General features: G+C 67.4%; 24 protein-coding genes and 1 pseudogene. 12 read left to right on the top strand and 13 right to left on the bottom strand.

All coding sequences use genetic code 11. The annotated features are described in order from the left end of the window. Positions 1–323 precede the first annotated feature (323 nt). On the top strand, positions 324–494 hold the full coding sequence (locus AC559T_RS33310; RefSeq protein ID WP_498871220.1) for a hypothetical protein: 171 nt from the start codon (positions 324–326) through the stop codon (positions 492–494). Positions 495–638: 144 nt separating this feature from the next. Continuing rightward, positions 639–992, top strand: coding sequence for a group II intron maturase-specific domain-containing protein (locus tag AC559T_RS33305; RefSeq protein WP_498871219.1), 354 nt, complete (start codon positions 639–641; stop codon positions 990–992). 278 nt (positions 993–1270) lie between these two features. On the opposite strand, the gene AC559T_RS33300 is transcribed toward AC559T_RS33305, so the two are convergent. The 7 genes from AC559T_RS33300 to AC559T_RS33270 form a co-directional block, all read right to left on the bottom strand. Beyond that, positions 1271–2926, bottom strand: coding sequence for a methylmalonyl-CoA mutase family protein (locus AC559T_RS33300; RefSeq protein WP_498871218.1), 1656 nt, complete (start codon positions 2924–2926; stop codon positions 1271–1273). After that, positions 2923–3387 carry a cobalamin B12-binding domain-containing protein gene (locus tag AC559T_RS33295; protein ID WP_498871217.1) on the bottom strand — a complete coding sequence of 155 codons (465 nt, stop codon included), beginning with the start codon at positions 3385–3387 and terminating at the stop codon, positions 2923–2925. The genes AC559T_RS33300 and AC559T_RS33295 overlap by 4 nt, the downstream gene beginning before the upstream one ends. 527 nt (positions 3388–3914) lie before the next feature. Further along, positions 3915–4619 (bottom strand): GntR family transcriptional regulator, encoded by a 705-nt coding sequence (locus tag AC559T_RS33290; protein ID WP_498871216.1) that lies wholly within the window; start codon positions 4617–4619, stop codon positions 3915–3917. Positions 4620–4777: 158 nt separating this feature from the next. Further along, the gene (locus AC559T_RS33285; protein ID WP_498871215.1) at positions 4778–7528 is read right to left on the bottom strand and encodes an ABC transporter permease subunit; all 2751 of its coding nucleotides are present in this window, start codon (positions 7526–7528) and stop codon (positions 4778–4780) included. Between the two features lie 45 nt (positions 7529–7573). After that, positions 7574–8782, bottom strand: a complete 1209-nt coding sequence (locus tag AC559T_RS33280) for an ABC transporter substrate-binding protein (RefSeq protein WP_498871214.1) — start codon at positions 8780–8782, stop codon at positions 7574–7576. 44 nt (positions 8783–8826) lie between these two features. Then, on the bottom strand, positions 8827–9540 hold the full coding sequence (locus AC559T_RS33275) for an ABC transporter ATP-binding protein (protein WP_498871213.1): 714 nt from the start codon (positions 9538–9540) through the stop codon (positions 8827–8829). A gap of 362 nt (positions 9541–9902) precedes the next feature. Then, positions 9903–10616 (bottom strand): NADPH-dependent F420 reductase, encoded by a 714-nt coding sequence (locus AC559T_RS33270; protein WP_498871212.1) that lies wholly within the window; start codon positions 10614–10616, stop codon positions 9903–9905. A gap of 142 nt (positions 10617–10758) precedes the next feature. Between AC559T_RS33270 and AC559T_RS33265 the strand changes: the two genes are divergently transcribed. Then, positions 10759–11544 (top strand): enoyl-CoA hydratase/isomerase family protein, encoded by a 786-nt coding sequence (locus AC559T_RS33265; RefSeq protein WP_498871211.1) that lies wholly within the window; start codon positions 10759–10761, stop codon positions 11542–11544. A 56-nt stretch (positions 11545–11600) separates the two neighbouring features. Here the strand turns inward: AC559T_RS33265 and meaB are convergent, their stop codons facing one another. Beyond that, positions 11601–12566, bottom strand: coding sequence for a methylmalonyl Co-A mutase-associated GTPase MeaB (meaB, locus tag AC559T_RS33260; protein WP_498871210.1), 966 nt, complete (start codon positions 12564–12566; stop codon positions 11601–11603). 425 nt (positions 12567–12991) lie between these two features. On the opposite strand from meaB, the gene AC559T_RS33255 reads away from it, so the two are divergent. The 5 genes from AC559T_RS33255 to AC559T_RS33235 all read left to right on the top strand — a co-directional run bounded on the left by AC559T_RS33255 (position 12992) and on the right by AC559T_RS33235 (position 18127). After that, the gene (locus AC559T_RS33255) at positions 12992–13933 is read left to right on the top strand and encodes a thiamine pyrophosphate-dependent dehydrogenase E1 component subunit alpha (RefSeq protein WP_498871209.1); all 942 of its coding nucleotides are present in this window, start codon (positions 12992–12994) and stop codon (positions 13931–13933) included. Then, positions 13930–14928: an alpha-ketoacid dehydrogenase subunit beta gene (locus tag AC559T_RS33250; RefSeq protein ID WP_498871208.1), complete on the top strand. Its 999-nt coding sequence runs from the start codon at positions 13930–13932 to the stop codon at positions 14926–14928. Before AC559T_RS33255 ends, AC559T_RS33250 begins: the two co-directional genes overlap by 4 nt. A gap of 67 nt (positions 14929–14995) precedes the next feature. Next, positions 14996–15940 (top strand): LLM class F420-dependent oxidoreductase, encoded by a 945-nt coding sequence (locus AC559T_RS33245; RefSeq protein ID WP_498871221.1) that lies wholly within the window; start codon positions 14996–14998, stop codon positions 15938–15940. Between the two features lie 519 nt (positions 15941–16459). Continuing rightward, a complete protein-coding gene (locus tag AC559T_RS33240) occupies positions 16460–16798 on the top strand; it encodes a hypothetical protein (protein ID WP_498871207.1) in 339 nt (112 codons plus the stop codon). A 105-nt stretch (positions 16799–16903) separates the two neighbouring features. Next, positions 16904–18127: an acyl-CoA dehydrogenase family protein gene (locus AC559T_RS33235; RefSeq protein ID WP_498871206.1), complete on the top strand. Its 1224-nt coding sequence runs from the start codon at positions 16904–16906 to the stop codon at positions 18125–18127. A gap of 250 nt (positions 18128–18377) precedes the next feature. Here the strand turns inward: AC559T_RS33235 and AC559T_RS33230 are convergent, their stop codons facing one another. Then, positions 18378–18818 (bottom strand): NHL domain-containing protein, encoded by a 441-nt coding sequence (locus AC559T_RS33230; protein WP_498871205.1) that lies wholly within the window; start codon positions 18816–18818, stop codon positions 18378–18380. Between the two features lie 93 nt (positions 18819–18911). Here AC559T_RS33230 and AC559T_RS33225 point away from each other — a divergent pair, with 93 nt between their 5' ends. Continuing rightward, positions 18912–19253 (top strand): NAD(P)H-dependent oxidoreductase, encoded by a 342-nt coding sequence (locus AC559T_RS33225; protein WP_498871204.1) that lies wholly within the window; start codon positions 18912–18914, stop codon positions 19251–19253. 111 nt (positions 19254–19364) lie between these two features. Here the strand turns inward: AC559T_RS33225 and AC559T_RS33220 are convergent, their stop codons facing one another. Next, positions 19365–20822, bottom strand: coding sequence for a short-chain fatty acyl-CoA regulator family protein (locus AC559T_RS33220; protein ID WP_498871203.1), 1458 nt, complete (start codon positions 20820–20822; stop codon positions 19365–19367). A 190-nt stretch (positions 20823–21012) separates the two neighbouring features. On the opposite strand from AC559T_RS33220, the gene aceA reads away from it, so the two are divergent. After that, entirely contained in the window at positions 21013–22341 is a 1329-nt protein-coding gene (aceA, locus tag AC559T_RS33215) for an isocitrate lyase (protein ID WP_498871202.1), read from the top strand. Positions 22342–22529: 188 nt separating this feature from the next. Then, entirely contained in the window at positions 22530–22877 is a 348-nt protein-coding gene (locus AC559T_RS33210) for an alpha/beta fold hydrolase (protein WP_498871201.1), read from the top strand. Positions 22878–22880: 3 nt separating this feature from the next. Here the strand turns inward: AC559T_RS33210 and AC559T_RS33205 are convergent, their stop codons facing one another. Both AC559T_RS33205 and AC559T_RS33200 read right to left on the bottom strand, forming a co-directional pair. After that, positions 22881–24701, bottom strand: a complete 1821-nt coding sequence (locus AC559T_RS33205; RefSeq protein WP_498871200.1) for a diguanylate cyclase domain-containing protein — start codon at positions 24699–24701, stop codon at positions 22881–22883. Between the two features lie 50 nt (positions 24702–24751). After that, positions 24752–25012 (bottom strand): annotated as a pseudogene (locus tag AC559T_RS33200) (helix-turn-helix domain-containing protein); the annotation flags it as partial. Positions 25013–25186: 174 nt separating this feature from the next. Between AC559T_RS33200 and AC559T_RS33195 the strand changes: the two are divergent. Next, positions 25187–25720: a hypothetical protein gene (locus AC559T_RS33195; RefSeq protein WP_498871199.1), complete on the top strand. Its 534-nt coding sequence runs from the start codon at positions 25187–25189 to the stop codon at positions 25718–25720. Positions 25721–25781: 61 nt separating this feature from the next. On the opposite strand, the gene AC559T_RS33190 is transcribed toward AC559T_RS33195, so the two are convergent. Further along, a partial coding sequence (locus tag AC559T_RS33190) for an integrase core domain-containing protein (protein ID WP_498871198.1) occupies positions 25782–26090 on the bottom strand: 309 nt, incomplete at its 5' end.

The following is a 26090-nucleotide window of genomic DNA, read 5'->3' as shown; positions in this document are numbered from 1 at the left end:
AAGCCTTCTAGTGGCTCATGAGTCTGTTTTCTTTACATTTCAAGGATGTACGATAAAATGATCTTGTGGAGTTGGGAGACGGGGAGCGGGCCGAGCGGCCTCGGCGTGTCGACGCGACCTCGCGACACAGGCGGTACTACTGATCTGCATGTGAGTGATCGTCGTCGGGTGGGTGCGGGCGAGTACGCCGAGCGGGTGAACGTGGCGGTGGAGCTGCTGGGGGCGGCGTTCCGATTGGGGACGCTGCCCTTCTGCTGTCTGCGCGGTTTGGGGTTTCGTTGCGGCAGACCCGGCGTTACGCCGATTCGGCGGCGGGTGGCCGGGTGGTCGTGCCTGAGTCGACCGTGGTGTTCACGGTCAAGCTTTCTGCTGTGCTGGCCGAGCGGATACGCGAAGAGGCCCGCGGCCGCGGCACGACGATTTCGTCGCTCGTGGCTGGCGCTTTGTCGGACTGTCTCGTGTCGGCCGGTGCGGGAAGTCCGACGGATGAATGAGCGGGCGATCGCCCTCGAGCATGGGTTCGACCGCTACGCGGTCAGGGATCTGTCGATCGCTTACGGGGTTCTGGTCCCGCCGCGGCGGCTGAAAATCCAGACGGACCAGCAAACAGGAGACGTGCATGGTGAACGTGGCGGTTTATGCCCGGGTGTCGTCGGACCGACAGAAGAAGAACGAGACGATCGTCTCGCAGACGGCGGCGCTGCGTGAACGTGCCCGACAGATTGGGGCGGTGCTGCCGGAGGAATGGGTCTTCGAGGACGCTCGCAGAGTGGATAAATCCGGTCATTCGTGGCTGGATGAACTACTACGGGAGGTTCAGCCGGTCCGCGCTGTATGGTCTGCTGCAACGTGTCAACACCTACCTGGTGCGGTGGGCCAGGCGGAAGTTCAGACGGCTGCGGTCGTTCAAGAAGGCCAAACGTTGGTGGAAGGGTCTGCTGTGTAGGCAGCCCCGCCTGTTCGCCCATTGGGCATGGATCATCAGTTTCTGACGGATTAGGTGAGAAGAGCGAAGTGGCGGGAGACCGTCACGCTTCGTTCTGTGGGGGCCCGGGGGCGCAATTCCCCCGGGCTACTCGGCCCTTATAGGGATCACTGTCCGAAGAACGGGGCCCAACCTCACCCGCCACTGGCAAGGCCGCCGCGGCCCGCTATCACGGACGGCGCAAGAACCTGTTCGATCTGCGCCGCACCGCCGTCATCCACAACCTTCAAGTCAGCGCCCGTCACAAATAGGATCAGCAAGAAGCGTGACTACTTGACCGGCGCTCTAGTCGAAGTCGAACGGGGCTGGAACGGTGTCGAACGGATCATACTTCATCCCGCATGCCAGCCGCTGGGCGCCCGAGACCTCAGCGAAGGTGCAGTTCGCCAGGAACGCGTCCGCCATCGCGTCCTGGGTGTTGCGATCGCTCCGGGCTGAGTCGAACACCGCTTGGAGGGCGACTCGCACGCTCTGTGGGTCGCGCGCCTGCTTCTCCTCGACGAAGCGCCGAATGTGCGCGTGGACGGCGGCCTGGTCGACCTTGAAGCGCTCCGGCCGTTGGGCCTCGGTGGGCTGAAAGGCGTTGACACCGATCACGATCCGCTGACCGTTCTCGATCTCTTGCTGACGCCGGAAGTTCTCGTCGTCCAGCACGGACTCCAGCCAGCCGTCCTCGATGCCCTTGATCAGCCCGTGGTCCTCGATCTCGGCCAGCAACTTCTGGGCTCGGGCCTCGACGTCGTCGGTGAGTGCCTCGACGTAGTAGCTCCCGCCGAGCGGGTCCGCGGTGCGAGCTGCGCCCACCTCGTGGGCCAAGATTAGCTGCGTTCGGGTCGCCAGCTCGCGCGACTCGTGCGTCGGGATCCCGATCGGCTCGTCGAAGGTGCACGTCTCGACCGATTGCACCCCGCCGAGAATGGCGGCGAGGGTCTCGACTGCGGCACGGGTCAGGTTGTTTAGCGGTTGCTGGTGTACCAGCGAGCGCCCGGACGTGTGGCAGGCGATCCGCAAGCGGGCGCTGCGTTGGTCTTGGACGCCGAAGTCGTTCCGGATCATCCGGGCCCACATCCGGCGCAGCGCGCGGTACTTGGCGACCTCTTCGAACAGGTCAATGTCGGAGTTCGACACCCACGCCATCCGGGACGCGACCTCCTCCACCCCGACCCCGCGCTCCGCAAGGTCGCGGAAGGTGGTCCGGACGATCGCCAGGCCGAGCGCGATCTCCATCGCCGGCGTGCATCCCCGCTCGCGCAGGTTGTAGGCCTGCGGCAGCCCACATGCCCACCGCGGCGTGTTCCGGGCGGCGAACTCGAGCGTGTCCGCGCCGAGCCGCTGGCCGAAGGCCGGGGAGAAGAACTTGTGCCCGCCGCCGTCGAGGTTCAGCCGCAGGTAGTCGGGCATGTGCGAGCCGTGTAGTTCGGCCAGGTCGAGTCCGTGCCTGCGTGCGTGCGCGATAACCAGCGGATAGATCATGTACGTGATGTGCCACGCCACGTCGGTCTTCGTGACGTCGATGTTCCTCAGCAGGCGGTCGAGGTCGTTCAGTGAGGAGACCGACGCGCCGTCGAGGCCGACGTCGGGGCGCAGGACCGGATGGTCGGGGTCCAGGCCCTGGGTCGAGACCACGTCGAACACGACGTCGACTGCGGCGGACCCGGCCGCGATCGACGCGTCGATCCCGGCAGCGGTGTTCTCGGGGCTCCCGTAGCCGACGATGTTGCGGAGCGTCCACATCCGGCTGCGGTACATTTGAGGGAAGGACCCACGGGTGAACGGGTACTCGCCGGGGTCGCCGAGCTTCTCGTTGTACTCCGCGGTGCGCTCCGCGGGCCCGTAGTACGGCTCGGTCTCGATCCCGGACCAGGTGGCGGTCCGCGAAAGCTTGACCGAGACGTCCTCGATTGAGTCCTGGACCGTCTCTCGCCCCTCTATGGTGCTCATCGCGTCCTTCCCGCCTCGGCCGTTGGCGCGTCGCTCGCAGGCGCATCGGCGGACGGGGTGTCGACCCGCCCGAACTTCTCGTCGATGGTGGCCAGGATCTCCTGCCTGGTCGACTCCGGTCCGAACACGGCGGTGACGCCCGCCGCCTCGAGCTCCGGGAGGTCCTCTGGGTGGATCAGCCCGCCCACGACCAGCCTGATGTCTGCGCCGCCTGCCTCGGCGAGGGCCCTCAGTAGCTCCTTGACCCGCGGCACGTAGTTGCCGTTGCTGAAGCTGACACCCACGAAGTCCGCGTCCTCGCTCACGGCGACGGACGCGATGCGCTGGGACGTATTGTGCTCTCCGACGTACACGACCTCGAGCCCGTGGTCTCGGAAGATCCGGGCGATCAGCCGGATACCGTTGTTGTGTTTGTCCGAGCCCACCATGCCCAGGACGCAGCGGATAGGTGCTCTGCTCACGACGCTCCTTCGCGATCGAGTTGGTCAGCGGCGACCGCGATCAGGGCGCGCGCTGCCCATGCCGGCCAGCACGTCCATGGCGGAACCGGCCACGGCCGCATCTTCGTGGCATCAGATTGAGGCAGACGGCGGGCTGCCGAGGCAGGTCTTCACCCTCGACACGTTACACATCACCGTGCGGATATGCATGCATTCGGGCATGCGCCTGCTCTTGCCCGCGAGAGCCGCGCTCACCGGTCGGCGCTCTGGCCGCTCAGGTCCGGCGCAGGGCGACGTCCTGGTACGCGTACTGCTCATGCGGAACAGCGCGGGGCTGCCGAGGTGCTACACACACGTTCGTCGGCGTCGACGGATGTCGCGACGTCCTGAACCCGAGGAGTGGTGGCCGCCATGATCGCGGTAGCGAAGCCAGCCACTCCGCGGTCACGATGCAGTAGGCGGTGGGGCTGTCGCTGTTCGCGTAGGGGCCTGCGACTGCGCCGCCCTGGCGCGACGATCCTCAGACGGCCGATTCACACGGACGTTTGTCAGGACGTACGACGAACCCGCCGGCTGTCCTGGGGCAGGGAGATGAGCGCGCTGGTCAGAGCCGAACCGAGCATGTCCTGGAGCAGCGTTCGGGATCTTCCCCGGTGCTCATCCATCAGCCGGACGAGCTTCTCGGCGTCCTCGGCCTCGATGGCGGCGATCATCTTGTCATGATCGACGGCCACGCGACGACGCCGCTCGGGATTGGAAAGGTGGAGAACGCGATACGGTTCCGAGACCCGCCACACCCGGAGTATCTCCTTGTACATGATCGTGAGGGGCGACCAGGAAAAGATCATCAGGTGAAAGGTGCGGTTGCTGGAAACGAGTCGATCGATGGTCACATCCTCGGCAGCGGCACGGCAGGCTTCGTTCGCTTCCTTCAACGCCGCCAACTGCTCGGCGTCCGGCCACGTCAAGGAGCGGAGCACCTCCGTCTCCAGAAACGAGCGTATCGAGTAGTACTGCAACAGGTCTGCCGCGCTCAGCTTGGCGACATCGTAGCCGGCGTTGGGGGTGCGGACGAGGACCCCGTCGGACGCCATCGCTCGCAACGCTTCCCGCAGCGGAGTGCGGCTGACGTTGAGACGCTCGGATACTTCGCGTTGGTCGACCCGCTGACCGGGTGACAGCTCTCCCGTGCGGATGAGCTCGTAGAGTGAGTCGATAAGAGGATCGACGTCGGACCGCATGCTCGTTGCCACAGTCGAACTCCCGATCGCAGGATTGGCATGCATCAGTGTCGCCACTGTGGTTCGTCGGAGAGTGTACAACTCGCTTCGAGCTGGCGGGCGGCCTACGGACTGTGAACTCGACGATGCTCCCTCGGGCGGGGCCCACGGGCCCCGCCCGGAGCGGCGACTTAGCTCATCAGGGTCTGCTCCTCCTCACCCGGATGTGGTTCGGTGTCGGAGCCTCGAGATTCGCCGACGTACGCCGACAGCACGTCGGGATGGGTGCGGACGACTGCGGGTGGCGCGGCGGTAACGAGGCACCGGCCCTCGGCCATCACCGTGATCTCGTCGCAGACGGACAGGACCATGTCCAGGTTGTGCTCGACGAGCAGGACGCCGATACCCCATCCCTCGGCTAGCCTTCTGATCAGGTGTGCGAGCTCCCTGGCCCCCTGTTCGTCCAGTCCTGCTGCGGGTTCGTCGAGGAGCAGGACCGAGGGCGCCGAGGCGACCGCGCGTGCGATCGAGACCAGCCTTCGGTGCCCGAAGGACAGCGAGTCTGGGCGCTTGTCGTAGAGCGTTTCGAGCTCGAACTCGCGCGCAGCGAGGACCGCCGCCGGACTGAGCGCCACCCGCCCCGGGCGCACCAGATCGGTCAGGTAGCGGCGCAGGGCCCCATCATCGCATCCGACGGCGAGGTTCTCCCGCACCGTCAGGTCCTCGAAGAGCTCGCCGCTCTGGAAGGACCGGGCGAGACCCCTGCGCGCCCGGCGGCCGGAACTCACCCGCCTGATGTCTTCACCGCCGAGCACCACGACGCCCTCCGCGGCAACGAAACCGGTGACCGCGTCGATGACGGTGGTCTTGCCGGCACCGTTCGGTCCGATGAGTCCGTGCACCGTTCCTGGCTGGACCGTGAGATCGATGCCGTCGACGGCGACCACACCGCCGAACCGCACAGTCAGATCTTTGACCTCGAGGGCTCTGGGGGGGACCGGTTCCGCGACGACTACGGCGCGCTGCGGCTCCTCGGCGGTGTCCGGCTCCGGCCTCGCGTCGTCGGCCGAGGGGGTGGGGTGTCGCCGGTACCGCAGCTTCGCCAGCATCTGCCGGTTGTGCTCGACGAGCCCGTCGGCACCCGTGACCAGGACGACGAGAACGGCTACGGCTCCGACTAACGGCAGGTACACGTCGGCCGCTCCCCACTGGGTGATGAACTGCGAGCCGATGCTGTTCGACAGCAGGGTCGCCCCGACGATCGGTCCTAGGAGCATGCCGATGCCGCCCACGACCGTCGCTGTGGTCGCACTGATCGACGTGAAGACATCGAACCGGGCGAACACCACTCGCTCATTGAGGAACGCGACCAGGCCGACCCCGACCGCGGCGATCCCCGCGGCGACCATGAAGGCGTACAGCTTCGCGACGTACACATCAATCCCCAGAGCGAGTGCCGCCCTCTCGTTCGACCGCACGGCCAGCAGACGCCGTCCCGCCCGGCCCCGTCGGAGGTTGGCGAGGGCGACGACGGTCACCAGGAGCACCACCAGTACCGCGATCGCGTAACGGCGCGGATGCTCGCCCGGGTCGAGATCGAGCCCGAACAGGGTGGGCGACGTCACGGGTACGCCGTCGGTGCTGCCGGCGAGCTGGGTGTTGGCCAGGAACAGGGCGTACAGGGCGATGGCGATGCCCAATGTGGTCACCGCCAGGTTGACACCGCGGGTACGGAGCGCGGGTGCGCCCAGTACCACGCCGATGATCATCGCGCCTGCGATGCCACCCAGGAACGACAGCTCGAACGGAAGCCCGAAGGCGTTCATCAGCTTCACACTGATGAAGGCGCCTATCGCACCGATGATGTACTGCGCCAGCGACAGCTGGCCGGCGTATCCGGTGACCAGCAGGACGGAGAGCCCGACCACGGCGTTGGCCAGCGTCACCGACATTGCCGTGACCCATTCGTCGGATAGCACCAGGATCACGCCCGTCACCACGACGGACGTCATGACCAACGGCACCAGCGCGATATGCCCCGTGCCCACGGCCGGCAGGCGGTCGAACACGTGGCTCCGCAGCGGGACCCCTCGACCGCGTAGCACGAGGTAGATGATCACCACGATGAACGGGAGCGCCTGCGGCCACCCGGTCCACCATCCGTTCTGGGCGACCAGGAACGTCAGCATGGACTGCACCACGCCGATCCCAAGCGCGGCTACCAGTGCCATCGGGAACGAGGAGAACCCCCCGAGGAGGGCCGCGGCCAGGGCCGGCAGGATCAGCGCCGCGAGCTGGCTCGGTTCGAGGACGGTGATCTGCGCGACCAGGGCGCCGGTGAGGGTGGCGAGGGCCGATCCCACTGCCCAGTTCACCGTGGCCACGACGTCGGGGGAGTGCCCCGTCGCCGAAGCGGCCAGCTCGTTCTCGGCGACCGCCGTCGTGATACGACCGAAGCGGCTGAAGCGGTATACGACCCACAGCACCGCGGTGATAACGAGTCCGAACCCGAAGAGGATCATGCGATCCTCCGTCACGACGACTCCGCCCAGATCGACCGGACCATTGGGCAGGATCGCGTCCGCGGAGACGAGGCTGTGCGTGTAGCGGAGTACGGCGACGCTCTGCAGAAGGGCGAGCACGCCCAGCGTCGCTACCGCTCGCACGAGGGGAGACGCATGACGCAGCGGGGCCATCAGCAGGCGATGCATCAGCAGACCGAGAACGCCACCGACCGCGATGACTACGAGAAGTACGATCGGCATCGCCACTTCGCGCACCGTACCGAGCTCGTAGTAGACGTACGCACCCGTCATCACGAAGGCGCCCTGCGCGAAGTTCACCACGCCGGATGCGCGATAGATCAGGACGAGCCCCTGCGTGCAGACGGTGTACAGCGCTCCGATCCCGAGCCCCAGCAGGGCAAAACGAAGGATCTCCATCGTCGCTTGTGCTCCTTCAGCAGAGTGGACCGGACTCGCCGTACGTCAGCAGTAGCTCTCGAACCTTCCGGTGTCCGCGACGATCTGGCCCCCTTTGATCGTGCCGACTATGTACAGGGTGTTGTGGATTGACGGATACTCGGTGTCGCAGCTCGTCCCGGTGCCGACGAACGGGCCGAACGTCCCGGCTTCGACCGGGGTTGTGAGGCGGTCGAACGTCGAGATGACGTCCTTGCCGGTGAACGAGCCGCCGGATTTCGCCATCACCTTCGCGAACAGCTCCACCGACGACCATCCGATGGTTCCGCGCTCGTCCATGACGGTGCCGGGGGGCGCGTAGTTGAGGACGTCGTCCTTGTACTGGCGCATCTCAGGACCGGTGTCGGAGAGGAAGCGGCCGCGGCCGACGACCCGGACACCCTCGCCCGCATCCCGCAGGGCCTCGACACCGCTCGGCGGCAGGGCGGCCGAGTAGCTGTAGATCCGGCCGGTGTATCCCGTCTGCCGCACCGCCTGGATCAGCGGGACGACGGCCTCGGCGGTGCCCGCTAACACCACGGCGCTGGGACGGGCCTGAACGAGGCTCGCAGCCTCCGCTGATCGGTCACTGCTCGAAGGTGCATGCGCCAACGACGTGACCACGTTGACCCCCGCGGGGTCGAGGACACCGCGGATCAGGCTGTTGGCGAAGGCGCCGGTGGTCGTGTCGGTGTAGGTGACCGCGACCGTGTCGTTCCCCTCGTTCGCAACCAGCCGGCCGAGGCCCTTGAACCAGCCCATGTTGTTGCCGAGCAGGTAGGCATGCGGGTAGGTGATCTCACCCGGGCTCAGACTCTGCGTCGCGACCAGGGGGATGCCTGCAGCCTCCAGCTTGCTGTAGTCCCGGGTGAACAGGAGCATCGACCCCACGATCGCGGTGACGTTCTCGCGGACTGCCTGATCGAGGCAACCGGCTTCCAGGTTGGGGTCGAGGTTGGCGTCGCACACGATGAGCTGGAGCGGGCGCCCACCGAGACCGCCGCTGTCGTTGACGTAGTCCACGCGCGCCTGCGCCGCGGCGAACATGTGTTCCTGGGTGACGACTGGATGGTTTTTCGCCCCGACAATCATGATCTTCACGGGCTTGCCGGTGGGGGTGGGCCCGGACGGTCTGGGCGAGCTCGCCTGTTCCGTCGGGCTGCCGGTGGCACATGCGGCGAGTAAGCTAGCAAGGACCAAGGCGGTGCCGGCCTTGGTTCGGAGTCCGATCTTCATGGGGCGTCATCCTTGTCGCGGGGGGCGGGGGGCGGGGGGCGGGTTCAGAGATAGGTGATGACCAGGCGCCGCGCGGAGGCTTCGTCCGCGTCGCCGCTGTCGACGACGGCTCCCTGGCGCAGGAGGTACCACCGGTCGGCGACGGAGAGGGCGCGCCGGACCTGCTGCTCGACGAGCAGGACTGCGACGCCGGTCGCCACCGCCTCTCGCCGTAGCGAGGCCAGCAGGTCCTGGACGACGACCGGCGCCAGGCCCTGGGACAGCTCGTCGACGAGCACCACGCGCGGCCGGGCCGCAAGGCACCGGGCCAGCATGAGCATCTGCTGCTCGCCCCCGGATAGCAGCCCGGCGGGCCGGCGCAGAAGTGCTTCCAACGCCGGGAAACGGTCGACCGCGTCGTCGAGCCGGCCACGGCCGAGCGTGAGGTTCTCCGCGACCGTGAGTCGATTGATGATCGTGCGAGCGGAAGGCAGGTACCCGAGACCGCCGCGGACGCGGGCGTGGAGCGGTCCCGTCGCCAGCTTGCCCAATAGGTGTACCTCACCACCGAGCACCGGCAGCGCGCCGGCCAGTGCCGCCAGAGTCGTCGTCTTGCCCGCTCCGTTGGGGCCTAGGAGCGCCACGATCTCACCGGCCCGGACACGGATGTCGACGCCCCGTACCGCGGCGAGCGCCCCGTAGCCAGCAGTCAGGTCCCTTGCCTCGAGAACCGTCCCGGCGGACGGCGCGTACGTCCCTGGCGCCGCGGCACTCACCATCGAACGTGCCCGATCGGACGGCGATCGGTTGTTAATCGTCGCGACGACACGGCCCGTCGGGGGGCCGACACAGTGCGGGTCAGTTCGGAGCCGTTCACTCCGGCACCTCGTCTCGCTGATAGCGGGCGCCGTCGCCCACTGAGTGGGCAGGAATGTATGCACTCTTGCCTTGTACGTCTAGACTGGCTCCGAGGCTGCCCGGTGCGATATAGACAGGGCGGGCATCGAGCAAGACGGCTTCGGTAGCCCTCCCTGTGAGGGGTGTGGGTGCTCTCGCCGGGACCGGGCCAGTGCTGGGCGCCGGAGCGGCCCGCCCGAGTTGTCACGGACGACCCCGGGCGAGCCGACTGGGCGAGAACGGTTCAGAAGACCCGGTCGGCCACCCGCACCCGCGTGGCCGATGCCAGGGCGGAGCGGAGCCGGTCCGCCGAGACGGGGGTCCCCGGCGCCTCGAGAATGCGCTCGACGGGAGTCTCCGGATCGGCGAGGTACGTTCGGGTGTACGCCTTCGCCTCGGGCTCGAATTGCCAGCTCTCGGACAGCGAACCCGCGTCGATGGCGTCGAACCCGAGCCGTTCGATGAGCTCGACCGCAACGGCCTTCGCGTGGTCGTCGTCGGATGCGACCGGCAGAGCCGTCCGGTCTGCCGCTCCTGCAGGGCGCGCCAACTGGGGGATGTGGTGCGCCAGGATGTTGTTGAACGCCTTGACGAGACGGGCCTCGCCCAGCCAGTCGAGCACCAGCTGGCTCGTCGTCCGCTCCTCGGAGTCGAGTTCGGCGACCCGACCGTCGCGCGACGGGTAGTAGTTGGTCGTGTCCAGGACGATCTTGTCCTTCAGTAGCCCACTCGGCAAGGACTGGATCGCGAGCAACGGCACGGAGAGGACGACCAGCGCGGCTGCGGCGGCCTGGTCAGCCGTGCCGGCCGAGGCGGACGGGCCCAGGTCTGCGACGAGCTCGCCCAGAGTCTCCGGTCCGCGTGAGTTGGCCACGACCACCGTCTCCCCGCAGCCGATCGCCAGCCGCGCCACCGCCGAGCCGATGTTGCCGCTTCCGATGATTCCTAGAGTCGCCATGACCATCCCGTCGTCGTTGTCGGTCGAACCCGTAGGCGCGGTCGCAGGTCGCCCATGTGCTTTCCGTGTACGCCCTTGTCTGTAAACCACATTGGCATGCAGTATGGCATGCATACCTACTTTAGCGAGGAGCCTGATGATCATGGCCTCGATCAGCATCGTCACGCACGACAACGGGCGGACCGACATCATGCTCGCCCGTCCCGACCTGCTGAACCGCGTTGACGACGCGCTCCGGGACGCGCTGATCGCCGCCCTCCGTAAGGTCTCCGTGGACGGCGCCACGCGGTGCGTCGTCCTGGGTGCGGAGGGCCGGGTCTTCTCCGCCGGCGGCGACATGGATATGATCAAGACGAAGCACGGCGACTTGGCGGCTATCCACCGCGGGACCGACGCCGGTCGGCACTTGATCGACACGCTGTTCAGCACGCCGGTACCGGTCGTCGCGGCCGTCCACGGTCACGCGGTCGGCCTGGGGTCGACGCTCGTCCTGGCCTGTGACGCGGTCGTTGCGGCGCGGGGGGTGCGGATCGTCGACTCGCACGTCGCGATCGGCCTCGTCGCGGGGGACGGCGGCGCCGTCATGTGGCCGGCAGCCATGGGCATGGTGAAGGCGAAGCGGCACCTGCTTACCGGTGACCCCCTGCTCGCCGAGGACGCGGCGGCCCTGGGCGTGGTGTCGGACCTGGTGGAGACCCCCGAGGAGGTCCTGCCGACGGCCCGGGCCCTGGCCGATCGCATAGCCGCGCTGCCGCCGCTCGCGGTGCAGGGGACCAAGCGGTCCCTCAACCACGTGATGCGCCTGCGTGCAGAGGAGGTCCTCGAGCTCTCCTTCGCCTACGAGGCGGAGACCATGTGCTCGCAGGACCTGCTGGAAGGCATCGCCGCCTTCACCGAGAAGCGCAGTCCGAAGTACTCGGGCCGCTGACCGTGCCACTCGCGTAAACGCGGTCGCCCGCCTCCGGGGGTATCCCGGCGCGGAGACTACGGGGCTTCCCACCCCAGCAGCTCTGCCAGCTCGCGGGCCGCCGAGAGTGGGTCCCGCCGGCCGCCCGCGACAGCGGCGACGAGGGAGTCGAGATGGGCCCGGCCGTCGCCCCCCGTGAGCCGGGTACGGAGCAGCTGGAGGGTCAGCGTCTCGATCTCGCGCCGGCTGCGTGCCGCACGCCGCCCATCCAGCTCACCCGAGGAGACGAGGTGGGACCAGTGGCGGTCCAGCGCGTCGACCACCGCGTCGACGCCTGCTCCCGTCGTCGCAGTCGTCAGCTCGATGGGAGGGGTCCATGACGCGGCGAAGTGCCCACTGCCGGACACCCCGAGCCTGATCTGCGAGCGCATGGTCTCGGCTCCGCCGCGATCCGCCTTGTTGACCACGAAGACGTCGCCGCTTTCGATGATGCCCGCCTTGTCCGCCTGGATCTGGTCGCCCATGCCCGGGACCAGTACCACCACTGTGGTGTCGGCGACGGCGGCGACGTCGACCTCGGACTGCCCCACCCCGACGGTCTCGAGGATGACGACGTCGAAGCCGGCCGCGTCGAGGATACGGACGGCGGTGGGGGCCCCGGCGGACAAGCCGCCGAGGCTCCCACGGCTCGCCATCGACCGGATGAAGACACCCGGGTCCAGGTCGTGCTGGTGCATCCGCACCCGGTCACCGAGAAGGGCGCCGCTCATGGTGGTGGAGCTCGGGTCGATCGCCAGCACGGCCACGGTCCGGCCCCGCTCCCGCAGCACCGCAGTCAGGGCACCGACCGTCGTTGACTTGCCGGCTCCGGGCGACCCGGTGACCCCGACGACATGGGCCCGTCCAACCAACGGGAGGATCAGCTCGTCGATGTCCTGGACGATCGACGGCTCGTTCTCCACCAGAGTGATCAGTCGGCCGAGCGCACGGATGTCGGCGGCTCGCGCGCGGGTGAGCAGTGACGTCACATCGTTGCTGGCCATGGTCGTGAGCACCTCACTAAACGTGACCGGCACCGGATAGCGCCGGGCAGCGCCGGATAGCACCAGATGTCCGGAGAAGGCGTCCGCCGGTAACCAAGGCGCCCATGGATCATCCACGGGGCACGTCTTCCTCTATCTCTATCCGAGCATCGCATGCTAAAGTGTATGCAGAAGATACGACAAGAAGAGCGTCGGGTCATGGTCGCGTCCGCTCGGGCGCGTGAGCGGTGTCCGGGCAGGCAACTAGGCGCAGCCGGCTGCTGAGCGATCGACTGCGACGCGACAACCCTGGAGTTGCACGAGCCCGTCGTCAGGGCGTAGCGCTCCAGCATCCATGGGAGCAGATGGTGACCAACACGTTATCCGAGACCGGCTTTGCGCAGAGTTCACTTTCACCAGCCGACATGCTTCGGCTGTACCGGTCGATGCGGCTCATCGCAGCGGTGGATCAGCGCATCAACCAGGAGGTCCGGGCGGGCCGCCTGAACGCGGCCACGTACCCCGTGCGGGGTCTCGAAGGTTCGTGCGCGGCGATCGGCCTGAACCTGCGGCCGGTCGACCAGCTGGTCTCCACCTACCGGAACCTCGGCGACGCCCTCGCCAAGGGCTCGTCGCTGGACGCCCTCGTCGCCGAGATCTACGGGCGACTGACCGGAGCGTCCAAGGGCAAGGGCGGGGCGATGCACCTGCAGGACCAGTCCGTCGGCTTCGTCACGAGCACCGGCATCGTCGGGTCCGGCATCCCCATCGCGGTCGGACTGGGCGTCGCGGCGCAGCTCGACCGTAGCGACCGCGTCGTCGTCACCACCTTCGGGGACGGTGCGACATCCATCGGCGCGTTCCACGAATCCATGAACATGGCGAGCCTGTGGAAGCTCCCGGTGATATTCGTGTGCCAGAACAACCAGTGGGGCGAGCACACCCCGATCGCCGAATACGCGGCGTCCACTGATCTGGCAGGCCGCGCGGCCGCCTATTCCATGGCCTCGGTGCGGGCCGACGGCTTCGATCCCGTCGCCACCGCCGTCGAGGTGCGCGCCGCCGTGGAGCGGGCTCGCCAGGGTGACGGCCCCACTTTCCTCGAGGTGGTCACCTACCGCCTCACCGGCCATTCGGGCGTCTCCGACTACTCCTACGTCCCGAAGGAGGCCCTGGCCCGCGCGATGGAGCGAGATCCCGTCCCGACCTTCCGGCGGAGGCTGATCGAGGAGAACGCTGCTCAGAACGCCGAGCTCGAGGCGATCGACAGCCAGATCGCTGCCGACGTCGACGCCGCGTTCAGCAAGGCCCTCGAAGCGCCTTTCCCGCCGCCGTCCGAGCGGTTCACCGATGTCTTTGCTGACGAGAGGGTGGTGCGGGGACTGTGACGACCATAGCCGACCAACAGGTCACCCGGATGACCATGGCCGTCGCGCTCAACTCCGCGCTGGACCACGCCATGGAGCTCGACGACAAGGTGATCATCATCGGGGAGGACGTGGCCGACCCCGCCGGTGGCGTCCTGAAGGTCACGAAGGGCCTCTCCACGAAGTATGGAACCGACCGGGTCCGGGCGACCCCGATCGCGGAACAGGCCATCGTCGGGGCCGCGATCGGGGCGGCACTCGGTGGCTACCGGCCGATCGCCGAGGTCATGTACATGGACTTCACCGCCGTGTGCCTGGACCAGATTGTCAACCACGCGGCCAAGCTCCGCTACATGTCCGGCGGCGCCTCTCCCGTTCCGCTGACCATCCGGACGTGTATCGGCATGCAGCGCTTCGGGGCACAGCACGCCCAGTCGCTCGAGGCGTGGTTCATGCACACCCCGGGCATCAAGGTCGTCATGCCGTCGACCGCGACTGAGGCCAAGGGCCTCCTGGCGTCGTGCATCGCAGACGACGATCCGTGCCTGTTCGTCGAGAACTTCGCCATGGTCTTCAGCCAGAAGGACGACGTCCCGGTCGGGGAGTTCCGCATCCCTCTCGGTGAAGCGGCGGTCAAGCGCGCCGGCAGCGATGTCTCGGTGATCACCTATGGGGCAGCCGTCCACACGGCACTCGAGGCCGCGGAGCAGGCAGCGGCGGCCGGCATCTCGCTCGAGGTCATCGACCTGCGCACCCTCGTGCCGCTCGACTGGGACACTGTTCTCCAATCGGTGGGCCGGACTCGCAGGGCGATCGTGCTGCACGACGCCACGACGTTCTGCGGACCCGGCGCAGAGATCGCAGCCAGGATCAACGAGGAGCTGTTCGAGGAGCTTCTCACACCGGTCAAGCGGTTGGGGGCAGCCTACACGCCGGCTCCGTACGCCCCGTCGGGACTCGGCTTCCTGCCGACGGTCGCAGACATCCTCGACGGGGCGAAGCATCTGATGGGCTGACCCGCCAGGGACGATTGCCGCTCACAAAAGAGCCATGGTCAGGCAGGACCTTGTGGCGCAGAAGGAGATGGTAGTGCCCGCACCCAGCACACCGGGGCAGAACGACGTCGGCGACGATCCGGTCCGCGCATTGGGTCGGGTAGGTCTGTGGAGCCAGGCGCTCGACATGGTGCCGACTTCGATGGCCCGTGACGTGGTCCAGGAACTGGAGGATCTGGGCTACCCCTCGCTGTGGATCTCCGAAGGCCTGCGTCGTGAGGTCTTCGTGAATGCCTCGCTCCTGCTGAGCGCCACCCGCCGAATGGTCGTGGCAACGGGAGTCGCCAACATCTGGGCTCGTGACGCGGCGGCAATGGTGGCAGGCCAGCTCACCCTCGCGGAGGCGTTCGACGGCCGTTTCCTGCTGGGTATGGGCGTCAGTCAGGCGGTCATCGTCGAAGGCATGCGGGGACATGTCTACAGCAGTCCTCTGAAACGGATGGCCTCGTACCTGGACGCGATGGACGAGGTCCGCTACCAGTCCCCTGCTCCCACCAACACACCTCCCCGTGTCCTTGCGGCTGTCGGGCCGAAGATGCTCGAGTTGGCAGGTCGGCGAAGTGCGGGAGCTCATCCCTATTTCGTGGTCCCGGAGCACACGGCTGCTGCCCGGGCCGCGCTGGGACCGGAGCGGCTGCTGTGCCCCGAACAGGCGGTCGTCCTCGAGACCGATCCTGATCGGGCCCGTGCGATCGCCCGCAAGTACGCCCAGCTCTATCTCGGCTTTCCGAGCTATCGCAACGACCTGAAGAAACATGGGTTCGTCGACACCGACTTCGAAGACGGCGGCACCGACCGCGTGATCGACGCCGTCATCGCCTGGGGTGACGTGGACGCGGTGAGGTCCCGGGTCCAGGCCCACCTCGACGCGGGCGCTGATCACGTCAGCGTGCAGGTCCTTCCGCCGCACACGACGATGGTCCCGCTCGACCAGTGGCGAGAGCTCGCGCCGGTCCTGCAGTCCTGCTCTTGACGCCGTGCGCGCGCAACATCTCGCTTTCCCTCCGCACGAGGCGCTGGGCGGCCACCAGTACCACCACGACGGGGAAGCAGGACAATTCCGCACGCACCAACGAGATTGATCGCATAGGCCAGCCGTCCGGGTCGACAGTGACGGTGCGTCGGGAGACCGATGAGGGGGTCACGATCCTGACCACAGAGCTGCCGGCGGTGGTGTCGGTGAACGAGAAGATCAACGAGTCGCGGTACCCATCATTCAAGGGAATCATGGCGGCGAAGAGGAAGCTGGTGACCACCCTGGCCCTGGCCGGCGCGGGATCGACGCTTCGGGGGTCGGGCTGCGGATCCGGACCAGCGGGGACAGGGACGTCAGCCGGTCGGCGATCAACGCCTCGGTGATCTGCCCATGGGTGAGGCGGGCGGCCCGGCTGCAACGCGTCCATGCCCACCGATTCCGGTTCAGACGTGCCGTCCGCCACGGACATGCCCGGCATGCCGACTTCAGTAACAATTGCGGAAGGATGCAATCGAAGTGGCAAATGGGATCTGTTACGAGACAAGACCCATTTCGTCAGAGTGCGAGGCAGAATATCACGCCTGGTACGACGAGGTCCACCTACCCGAAGTGGTGGCGCTGGAAGGTTTCGCTGCGGCCCGGGGGCTGAGTCCGGTCGATGACCACGGTCCTTTCGTCGCAATTTACGAGATCGAGGCCGACGACCTCCAGATCGTGGTGAACAATCTCTTTGCCGCGGCCGCGGCGGGTCGTCTGCACATAGCGGACGTCCTGCAGAAGGATCCGCCTCCCACTGTCCGCCTGCTTCGATGCCTGCTTCGAATGACCAGCGAGTGCGCGTCGAGCCGGACCTGATCGCCAGGCTCGTGAGCTGCGAAGCCGGCATGCGCCACGACCCAGTCAGCTCCGAAGCTGAGGAGTTCCGATGATGAGCACGCTGCGGCGAATGCCTGCGGTTGAGTGACCAGCGTCGGGTCAGGGCGATTCCCGAATGAATCTAAAGGAGTGGTGTGGATGGATGAGACTGCGTTCGGCCTGACCGATGAGCAGCGCGACCTGCGTGATCTGGCGGCGAAGGTGGCGGCCGAGCGGTTCGCCCCGCGCCAGCAGCAGTGGGACCGGGACAGGACCCACTTGCCGCATGAGGATCGGCGGTTCCTCGGAGAGTTGGGCCTGCTGGCTTTGACCTTGCCTGAGGAGTACGGGGGTGGGGGGCGTCCGTTGGTCGACGCGTTGATCGTGCTGGAGGAGATCGCGAAAGCCAGTCCGATCGCGGCCTGGCCGATCTTCGAGGCGTCGACCGGGCCGGCTCGGGTGTTGGAGTTGTTCGGTAGCGACGCGCAGAAGAAGAGGTATCTGCCTGCCGTGGCGTCGGGGGAGACGACGATCGCGGTGTCGATCTCTGAGGCGAACGCGGGCTCCGCAGCGACGGATGCGGCGACCACGGCCCGGATCGTGGGTGACGAGGTGGTGCTTAACGGCACCAAGCGGTGGTGCTCCGGAGCGGGGTTCTCCGAGAAGTACCTGGTCTATGTGCGGTTCGGGGAGAAGAAGGGCGCCGGTGGGATAGGTGCCGTGCTCGTGGACAAGGACGCCCCTGGGCTGAGCTTCGGCCCACAGGAGGAGTTGATGGGCTTCCGTGGCATCGGGTCCGCCGACATCGTACTCGATGACGTCCGGGTGCCGGTCGAGGACGTCATCGTGCCCGCAGGTGGTTTCCGGAAGCTGTTCACCGCGTTCTCGATCGAGCGGCTCGGTAACTCGACGATGTCGCTCGCGGTGGGCCAGACCGCGCTCGACCGCACCGCGCGTTATGTGCAGGAACGCAGCCAGTTCGGCAAGGAGATCGTGGAGTTCCAGACGGTCCAGTCCGGGCTCGCGGACATGGTAGTGCAGGTCGAAGCGGCCCGGCTGCTGATCTATCGCGCCGCGGCCAATGCAGGGACCGGTTTCCCGACGCCGCTTGAGGCGTCCGTGGCGAAGTGTTTCGCGAACGAGATGGCCAAGAAGGTCTCCGACCTCGCGATCCAACTGCACGGCGGCTACGGGTACGCGTCGGAGTACGAGGTCGAGCGGCTGCACCGCGATGCCCACGGTTGGGCGTTGGCCGGCGGCACCCCGGCGATCCAGCGCATCCGGATCACCTCGGAGTACCTGGGCCGCCGCTTCGACCAGCGAGGCTGAGCCGAGGGGCGGCGGACGCGCCGTATAACTCCGGGTCGGTGGAGGCCTTCCAAGGTCTTCAAACGTTGAAAGACCTCCCTGACATGTCAAGCCGCGATCTGTTCGGCGGACGGCCAAGTGGTCGTCTTGTCGTAGGGAGTGCGGTCTTGAGACAGCCGTGGAGGATGCCACCCACCGGTAGCAGGCCGCGCTGCAGTTCGAGTGGTCGATCACGTGGCGGGAGTCGGACGACGTCGTCCCCGCTGCGGCGTCAGGCAGCCACGGTGGTGATCGTCCCAATGGTACTGATCCGGCGGATCCGGTGGTTGCCGTAGTCGGCGATGTAGAGGTTGCCGGCGGCGTCGGACGCGATTCCGCACGGTGCGGAGAGGGTCGCCTGGGTAGCCGGGCCGCCGTCACCGGAGAATCCGGCCTTTCCGGTTCCCGCCACGGTGCCGATCGTGCCGTCGGTCGCCACCCGCCGGATGCGGCTGCCGACGAAGTCGGTGACGTAGAGATTGCCGGCAGGGTCGAAGGCGATCGCCGTGGGGGCGGACAGGCCGGACATCGCCGCGGGCGCGCCGTCGCCGGAGAACTTCGGGTCCCCGCTCCCCACGATGGTCGAGATCCGCCGGTCGGGTGTCACGACGCGCACCCGGTGGTTTCCGCCATCGGCGATGGCGAGGCGGTCGCCTGTGGCGGTTATATCCACACCGGAGGCATCCTGAAGCTGTGCGCGGATCGCCGGCCCACCATCACCTGAGAATAGCTGCACCACGAGCCTGCGCGCGGTCTTTGCGCCGATGTGGAGACGTTTGAGGTGGAGCCCGATCCGGCGGCCGTAGCGGTGCAGGACGAGCTGATCGCCGAGCTGTTGGCCGCGGACGTTCTGCTGGTGGGGGCGCCGATGTACAATTGGTCCCTGCCCTCGACCCTAAGGGCGTGGATCGACCAGATCCACGTCCTCAGGGTGACCGCGCCCTTCGACACTGGGGGACCAGCCGCTCGCCGGTTGGCCGTCGTCGTCATCAGCGCCCGCGGCGCGCAGTACGGGCCAGGCACTCTCACCCCACCGCGGGCGCGGCTTATACCATCCCGCCCCTACGGCAGGCGCTCGGCCAGTCGCTGGGCATGGACGTCACCGTGATCACGGCGGATCTCGCCCTGGCGTTCCGCGTCCGGCCATGGCTGCGCTGCGCGACCAGTCGGCGGCCGGGATCGAGGCCGCGCACGCCGCCGCGCTCGGTGGTGGGCGAGGTCAGGAACCGTCCTCCGTAGGGTAGGGCGCGAAGGTGCCACGATTCTCGTCCAGGGCGAGTGCCCGGCCGATCTGGGGGAAGGCTCGCTGCGCACAACCGACCCGTTCGCAGACCTTGCACCCGATCCCGATCGGCACGGCAGCGGCCGGGTCGGCCAGGTCGAGCCCGGTCGAATAGATCAGCCGGCTGGCGTGGCGGAGTTCGCAGCCGAGCCCGATCGCGAAAGTCTTGCCTGGCACGCCGAAACGCCCATAGTGCTGACTGACCGTTCTCGCGATCCAAAAGTAGCTGCGCCCGTCGGGCATCGTGGCTATCTGGGTGTGGATTTTGCCGGGTGCGGCAAGTGCTTCGTAGACATTCCACAGCGGGCAGGTGCCGCCGGCTCGGGAGAAGTGGAATCCGGTGGCGGACTGCCGCTTCGACATGTTGCCGGCGCGATCGACGCGAATGAAGGAGAACGGAACGCCGCGGGCCCGCGGGCGCTGCAGCGTGCTCAACCGGTGGCAGATCGTCTCGAAGCCCATGCCGAAGTACTCGGCAAGCCGTTCGACGTCGTAGCGGAAGCGTTCGGCGGTGGCATGGAAGACTCCGTAGGGCAGGATCAGCGCCGCGGCGAAGTAGTTCGCCAACCCGAGGCGGGTCAGGGTACGCGCCGTCGGCCCGCTGAGCATGCCGCCGTCGGTCACCTTTGTGATCAGGCCGCCGAACTCGGCGAAGGCGAGCTGGATGGCCATCCGGAAGGCGCGCTGCCCCGGATTGAGATGGCCCGACAGCGTGAGGAGACGGATCGACGGGTCGTATCGGTACAGCTCGTTGATGTCGGCATCGGCATCGGCGCCATCGTCGTCCGGTGGATCCCGCTGCGGCTCGCGGGTGAGGACCCGGATGCCGTGCAGGTCGAGTCGATCGGTGAGCACGTCGTGGAGCCGCCCGCGGGTCAGCCCGATCTCGGTGGCCAGCCGCTCGGCCGCCTCGTCGAGTTCGGCCACGTAGTTCTGCCGCTGATAGAAGAAGTCGCGGACCTCCTCGTCCGGCATGGGCACCGGCGCGGTGCCGGACGGCTCGGGGCCGCGGCTGCCGGTCAGCGCGGCGAGGCGCTCGTTGGCCTGGCGGTACCGCCAGTGCAGGGTGATCAGCGCCTGCGCCGTCTGCGGTAGCCGCTCGGCGAGCGCGACGGCGTCTGTCGCTGGCACCTTCAGGCCGATGGTGTGGTCGGACAGCACCTCCTGCACCTCTGCGATCAGCCTGGTGACGTCGTGCGCGGCGAAGAAGCCGGCGTCAACCCCGAACACCTCGGTGATCCGTAACAGCACAGAGACCGTGAGTGGTCGGGAATTATGTTCGATCTGGTTGAGGTAGCTGGGCGAGATGTCGAGCAGGCGGGCGAACTCGACCTGACTCATGGCGCGCTCCTCGCGCAGTTCCCGCAGCCGGGTGCCGACGAACGTTTTCTGCATGGGTGCCCTCCTTGCATCGAGAGTAGCCGCCGTGCTGTGAACGAGCCATTCGCAGACTTCGCAGTCCGGGGCCGGAAGATTTGCAGGACTTGGCTGGTTGGGCCGCTCGACGGGTTGTCAATCCCCGTGCCAGTGTCAAATGGACGCTGATCCTCGCCTTTGGGCGACGACGACACGGGAGCGGACTGACATGGCGCGGACGACGACGAGCACCGGTACCACCGACACGGCCACTGCGGAGAGCACGAAGGCGGAGGAGCTGGCCCGGCGGTGGGCCGCCGATTCCCGGTGGGCGGGCATCGAGCGCACCTACGGAGCCGCGGAGGTAATCCGGCTCCAGGGCACCGTGGTCGAGGAGCACACGCTGGCCCGGCGCGGCGCGCAGCGGCTGTGGGAGCTGCTGCACAGTGAGGACTACGTGCACGCCCTCGGCGCCCTGACCGGCAACCAAGCCGTGCAGCAGGTGAAGGCGGGGCTACGGGCCATCTACCTGTCAGGGTGGCAGGTCGCCGCCGATGCGAACCTGTCCGGCCAGACCTACCCGGACCAGAGCCTCTACCCGGCGAACTCGGTCCCCGCGGTGGTGCGGAGGATCAACAACGCGCTGCGCCGTGCCGACCAGATCTCCTGGGCCGAGGGGAAGACCGAGGTCGCCGAGTGGCTGGTTCCGATCGTCGCCGACGCCGAGGCGGGCTTCGGGGGCGTGCTCAACGCCTTCGAGCTGATGACCGCCATGATTGTCGCGGGTGCGGCCGGCGTGCACTGGGAGGACCAGCTCGCGTCCGAGAAGAAGTGCGGGCACCTGGGTGGCAAGGTGCTGATCCCGACCGGTCAGCACATCCGCACTCTCAACGCAGCCCGCCTCGCCGCGGACGTGGCCGACATCCCGTCGATCGTCGTCGCCCGCACCGACGCGCAGGCCGCCGCCCTGATCACCAGTGATGTGGACGAGCGCGACCAGCCGTTCGTCACGGGTGAGCGCACCGCGGAGGGCTTCTTCCGGGTGCGGGAGGGCATCGAGCCGTGCATCGCCCGTGGCTTGGCGTACGCGCCCCATGCCGACCTGCTCTGGATGGAGACCTCCACCCCCGACCTGGAGATCGCCCGCAGGTTCGCCGAGGCGATCAAGGCCAAGTACCCCGATCAGATGCTGGCTTACAACTGCTCGCCGTCGTTCAACTGGCGCCAGCATCTCGACGACTCGACGATTGCGAAGTTCCAGCGTGAACTGGGCTACATGGGCTACAAGTTCCAGTTCATCACTCTCGCCGGGTTCCACGCGCTGAACCATTCGATGTTCACGCTCGCCCACGGGTACGCGCGGGAGGGCATGACCGCCTACGTCGACCTGCAGGAGCGCGAGTTCGCCGCCGAGGCCGACGGCTACACCGCGACCCGGCACCAGCGCGAGGTCGGCACCGGCTACTTCGACCTGGTCAGCACCGCGATCAACCCGACCAGCGACACCGTGGCGCTGCGCGGCTCCACCGAGGAGGCTCAGTTCAGCGCCGCCCACTGAGCCCACCAAAGGCCCACTGGCCCGCTTGGCCCTATCGTAAGGCTGTGGCCGCCGATCCCGGCCGGGTAGCACGGCTCGTCCTGGTGGGCTCCAACGCCGTGCGGGCCAGCCGCAATGCCGAGTTTCCCTTCGGCTGAGAGCCGGAAGCAGCCGAACGAGCCCTCGTCGCCGCAGAAAAGAGCAACCGGTTGGCCGCTCGGCGAGCTACCATCGCGTCCGCATTCAACGGCTCTCCGGACGGGGATGTGTTGGAGTGGCTGGTCCGATACTCTCTGCAGATGCCGTCATGGGCGGCCGTTGCGTGCTACCGCTCTATGCTGCGCACCGACCTTGTCGCGGACCTACCGAAGGTCGTCGTCCCGGTTCTCCAGGTGGTTGGTGCCGCGGACCCGGTGCACTCGGCGCAGGGCGCATGGTGGTTGAACAAGCGGCTGGCCGACGCTCGGCTCGTCGAGATCGCCGACTGCGGACATTACCCTATGCTCGAGGCTCCCGACGAGTTCGACGCGGTGCTCGCGGATTTCACCGTGCGCTGACGGCTACACGGTGGCGGGTGGAGTGCCGCGGCCGTCGCGGGGGGCTTGTCGGGCTGAGAACGTCGCCGTGTCTGTCCGCGTGGTCGGCTGGTGGACGGCGTAGCGGCCGGGTCCGGCTCGTTTGGCTGCGTACATCGCAATGTCGGAGGCGTTGAGGAGACGATCGGGATCGAGGAGCTCGGTCCCGGACACCGCGACGCCGACGCTGGCAGTCACGGTGACCTCGTCTCCCGAGAGTGTGATCGGTTCGGCGAGCGCAGTGAGGACACGGTGCGCCACCACTTCGACTTCGGAAAGGCCGCCGACGTGTTCGCAGAGGACGGCGAACTCGTCTCCTGCGAGCCGGGCCACGACGTCGTCGGGCCGCACCGAGCTCCGCAGTCGTGTGGCGACCTGGCGCAGCACGTCGTCGCCGGCATTGTGGCCGAATGTGTCGTTGACGGCCTTGAATCCGTCCAGGTCTACGAAGACGACTCCGACACCGGATCTGTTGTCGCGGCTTCGTTCGAGGCTGTGATTGAGGTGGTCGAGCAGCGCGGAGCGGTTGGGGAGGTCGGTCAGGTCGTCGTGCAGTGCGCGGTACCGAGCTTCACGTTCCATCGCGAAACGGACAGCCGCGGAGCCGAGCACGCTGGCGACCGTGTCGACGAACTCCACCTCTCCGGGGGCGAACGGCGCAGTCGAGGGCTCCGGGCTGGCTTGTCCGTCGCGTCGGCCGCCCGTGGTGGCCGGGTCTGCTGCCGGGTCCGCCCGGTACAGGGTGAGCACGGCGGTCGGCGCGCCGGGCTGGCCGAGGGGTACAGAAAGTGTCCTCCACTGTCCGACACGGCCGGCGTGCCCGCAGGTCGCTTCGTCCCGGAGGGTTTCCCGGCCGGGTGCGGCAGCAGGCAGTGTCTCTTCGACAGCCCTGGCGGTGACCGCGGCCGGGGGCAACGTCCCGACGGCGGCGGCCAGTTCGGGCTCGCGGTCGGTTTCCATCGTGTGCACGGTGACCGCCGCATCCAGCCGGCGGGCCAGCACCGAGGCCGCGTGGTTCCAGAATCGGGCTGGTTCCACGGTCCGTATGGCCTGACGGGCCAGCTCGCTGACGGCGCTCTGTTCGGAACGCGCATGCTCGCGTTCGGTCACGTCGGTAGAGATCGAAGCGACGTAGGCAACCTCGCCGGCGGAGTTGCGGATCGGCCTCATGTGCAGGTCCTGATAACGCCCGTGGGCATAAGTCATACCCGAGCCCGGTTCGCCGTCCATCGCTCGCCGCACCAGATCCAGACCAAGCGGTACGTAGCTGAACACCTCGAAGACCGAGGATTTTGCGGCAGCTTTCATATCTTCGACAAAAGCAGGAATGGGACCTCCGGCGTACGCCACCACCCGGCCCGACATATCTGTAAGGGTCATCGAGACCGGGCTATTCTCAAGAATCAGCTGCAGTTGGTAACGTGCGGTCTCACCGTCAGTTATGTCCAGAATTTGACCGAAACAGTACGATCCGCCCGAGTCGTCGTGGACCCGGGCGTCGACAATGTTGGTACTGATCACCACATGCGCGAGGTTTCCGTCAGGGCGGACGAATTGAACCTTCTGCCGCTCGGCCAGCTGCTCGCCACTCAGCTGCCTGCACACATCCGCCCAGCCGTCAACCTCAGTGGGCGGGCGGAGCGACTCCCAGGCCGCGCCCACCAGGTCGGCTCTGGCTCGTCCCAGGATCCGGCAGGCAGCAGCGTTGACCCGCCTGACCCGCCGACTCGCCACGCTAGTGAGAGTCAATCCGATCTCAAGGCGATCAAAAAGCTCGCCGTCCCAGGCCACCGCCGTCGCGCCCACCCTCTCTGTAGCACTCCGCAAGTGGACAATTACCCCCTGATGGCAGATGCAAACTGGGCGACTCGAGCCCGGGGCAGCCGCCGGGACAGGGCTGCGAGGATCACTCGATCCTTTGGTTCCAGCGTCGGCCGGTGAACCTGCCGTCGTAACACCGCCACCTGGTGTCGCAGGACGAGGGGCTCGACGTCCTTCGCGGTGTCCCCGCGGACTCGGAGCAGCATCAGTCCGAGAGTGTTGCGTGTCAGGGCGTGGAGCAGGGACCACACCATGACCGTCCAGCCTGCCCGACACAGGCCCAGTCCGGCAGGCAAATATGCAGGTCACCGCCCAAATCGGGGTTCTGGAGCCCCACAGGCCCCACGGCGAGATCGCCGCCTGGGGAGACCAGGCGATACCGCCATTGTTGCGGCAGCTTGTCCCGCTACGGTGCTCTAGGGTCTGAATGCGATCCTGACCTGGCAGTTTGACCAACAGCGGGATGTCGAATGAGCGAAAACGTGGTAGCTGTCTCCGTCGCGATCCTGGTTCCGCTCGCTACCGCCCTCGCTGGCGTGCTGAGCCTGCTTCTGCAGGACTGGCGGCTGCGTCGATCACGAGCGGATCGCCGCCGTGTGGCCTTCGAAGACGCTACCCGCCAGGTGGCCTTCGCCGCCGAATGGTGGACCGCGCAGCAACTCCTGCCGTCCACACCGGAGTCCCTGCAGGATGCGACCACGGTGGCGCGGGGCTGGCTGAACGAGGCATCCGCGCGGGTGGACGCCGCAGAGGAGCCTCCCCCCGTGCAGCGGGGCAGGCTCCTGCTGCTCTACGGCTTCCAGACCCGGTCCGCGAAGACCATCCGGATCGGCTTTTTCACCGTGCTAGGCGTCATGGCGTTCACCAGCCTCAGCATCCTGAGCTCAGCCGTGGACAAGGACCGCGACCTCGGCTGGCTGATCGTATACCTGATCCTTTTCGGAGTGCTCGCGCTGTTCCTGCGCTTCTGGGCCGTCTCCGCCGACACCGCCGACCAGGACTGACCGCTGCCCATCCCCAACCTGTGGGGTGCCAGAACTCGGCCACCGGTCGTGACCTGGGGTTTTAGGCGGCTCGTTCGTATTCGTTGATCAAGCCGCCGAGGACAGGCTGGCGCTTGATCCGTTCCTTGGTCAGGTCGGCGACGGGGTGGTCGGGCCGTGGTGGTTGTAGGCCACAACCGCGGTGGGGTCGCCGTCCGTTGTAGTGGGTCGCGTACTCGGCCAGGATGGTACGCAGGTGCCGCTCGCCGAAGATCAGCATCCGGTCGGTGACCTCGGTTCGGACGGTGCGGACGAACCGTTCGGCGTAGGCGTTCGCGCGCGGAGTCCGGGGTGGGATCTTGACCGTGGTGATGCCGGCGTCAGCGAGGAT

The organism is Frankia sp. Hr75.2 (assembly GCF_949319125.1).
GTDB classification, from domain to species: Bacteria; Actinomycetota; Actinomycetes; order Frankiales; family Frankiaceae; genus Parafrankia; species Parafrankia soli.
This window is presented reverse-complemented; position numbering and strand designations above follow the sequence as displayed.

Coding starts and splice junctions, on each gene's coding strand:
- AC559T_RS33255 (WP_498871209.1), top strand. CDS start 12,992: ATGCGGCTCATCGCAGCGGTGGATCAGCGCATCAACCAGGAGGTCCGG.
- AC559T_RS33300 (WP_498871218.1), bottom strand. CDS start 2,926: ATGAGCACCATAGAGGGGCGAGAGACGGTCCAGGACTCAATCGAGGAC.
- aceA (WP_498871202.1), top strand. CDS start 21,013: ATGGCGCGGACGACGACGAGCACCGGTACCACCGACACGGCCACTGCG.
- meaB (WP_498871210.1), bottom strand. CDS start 12,566: ATGGCCAGCAACGATGTGACGTCACTGCTCACCCGCGCGCGAGCCGCC.
- AC559T_RS33245 (WP_498871221.1), top strand. CDS start 14,996: ATGGTAGTGCCCGCACCCAGCACACCGGGGCAGAACGACGTCGGCGAC.
- AC559T_RS33305 (WP_498871219.1), top strand. CDS start 639: ATGCCCGGGTGTCGTCGGACCGACAGAAGAAGAACGAGACGATCGTCT.
- AC559T_RS33220 (WP_498871203.1), bottom strand. CDS start 20,822: ATGCAGAAAACGTTCGTCGGCACCCGGCTGCGGGAACTGCGCGAGGAG.
- AC559T_RS33265 (WP_498871211.1), top strand. CDS start 10,759: ATGGCCTCGATCAGCATCGTCACGCACGACAACGGGCGGACCGACATC.
- AC559T_RS33275 (WP_498871213.1), bottom strand. CDS start 9,540: ATGGTGAGTGCCGCGGCGCCAGGGACGTACGCGCCGTCCGCCGGGACG.
- AC559T_RS33195 (WP_498871199.1), top strand. CDS start 25,187: ATGAGCGAAAACGTGGTAGCTGTCTCCGTCGCGATCCTGGTTCCGCTC.
- AC559T_RS33270 (WP_498871212.1), bottom strand. CDS start 10,616: ATGGCGACTCTAGGAATCATCGGAAGCGGCAACATCGGCTCGGCGGTG.
- AC559T_RS33280 (WP_498871214.1), bottom strand. CDS start 8,782: ATGAAGATCGGACTCCGAACCAAGGCCGGCACCGCCTTGGTCCTTGCT.
- AC559T_RS33285 (WP_498871215.1), bottom strand. CDS start 7,528: ATGGAGATCCTTCGTTTTGCCCTGCTGGGGCTCGGGATCGGAGCGCTG.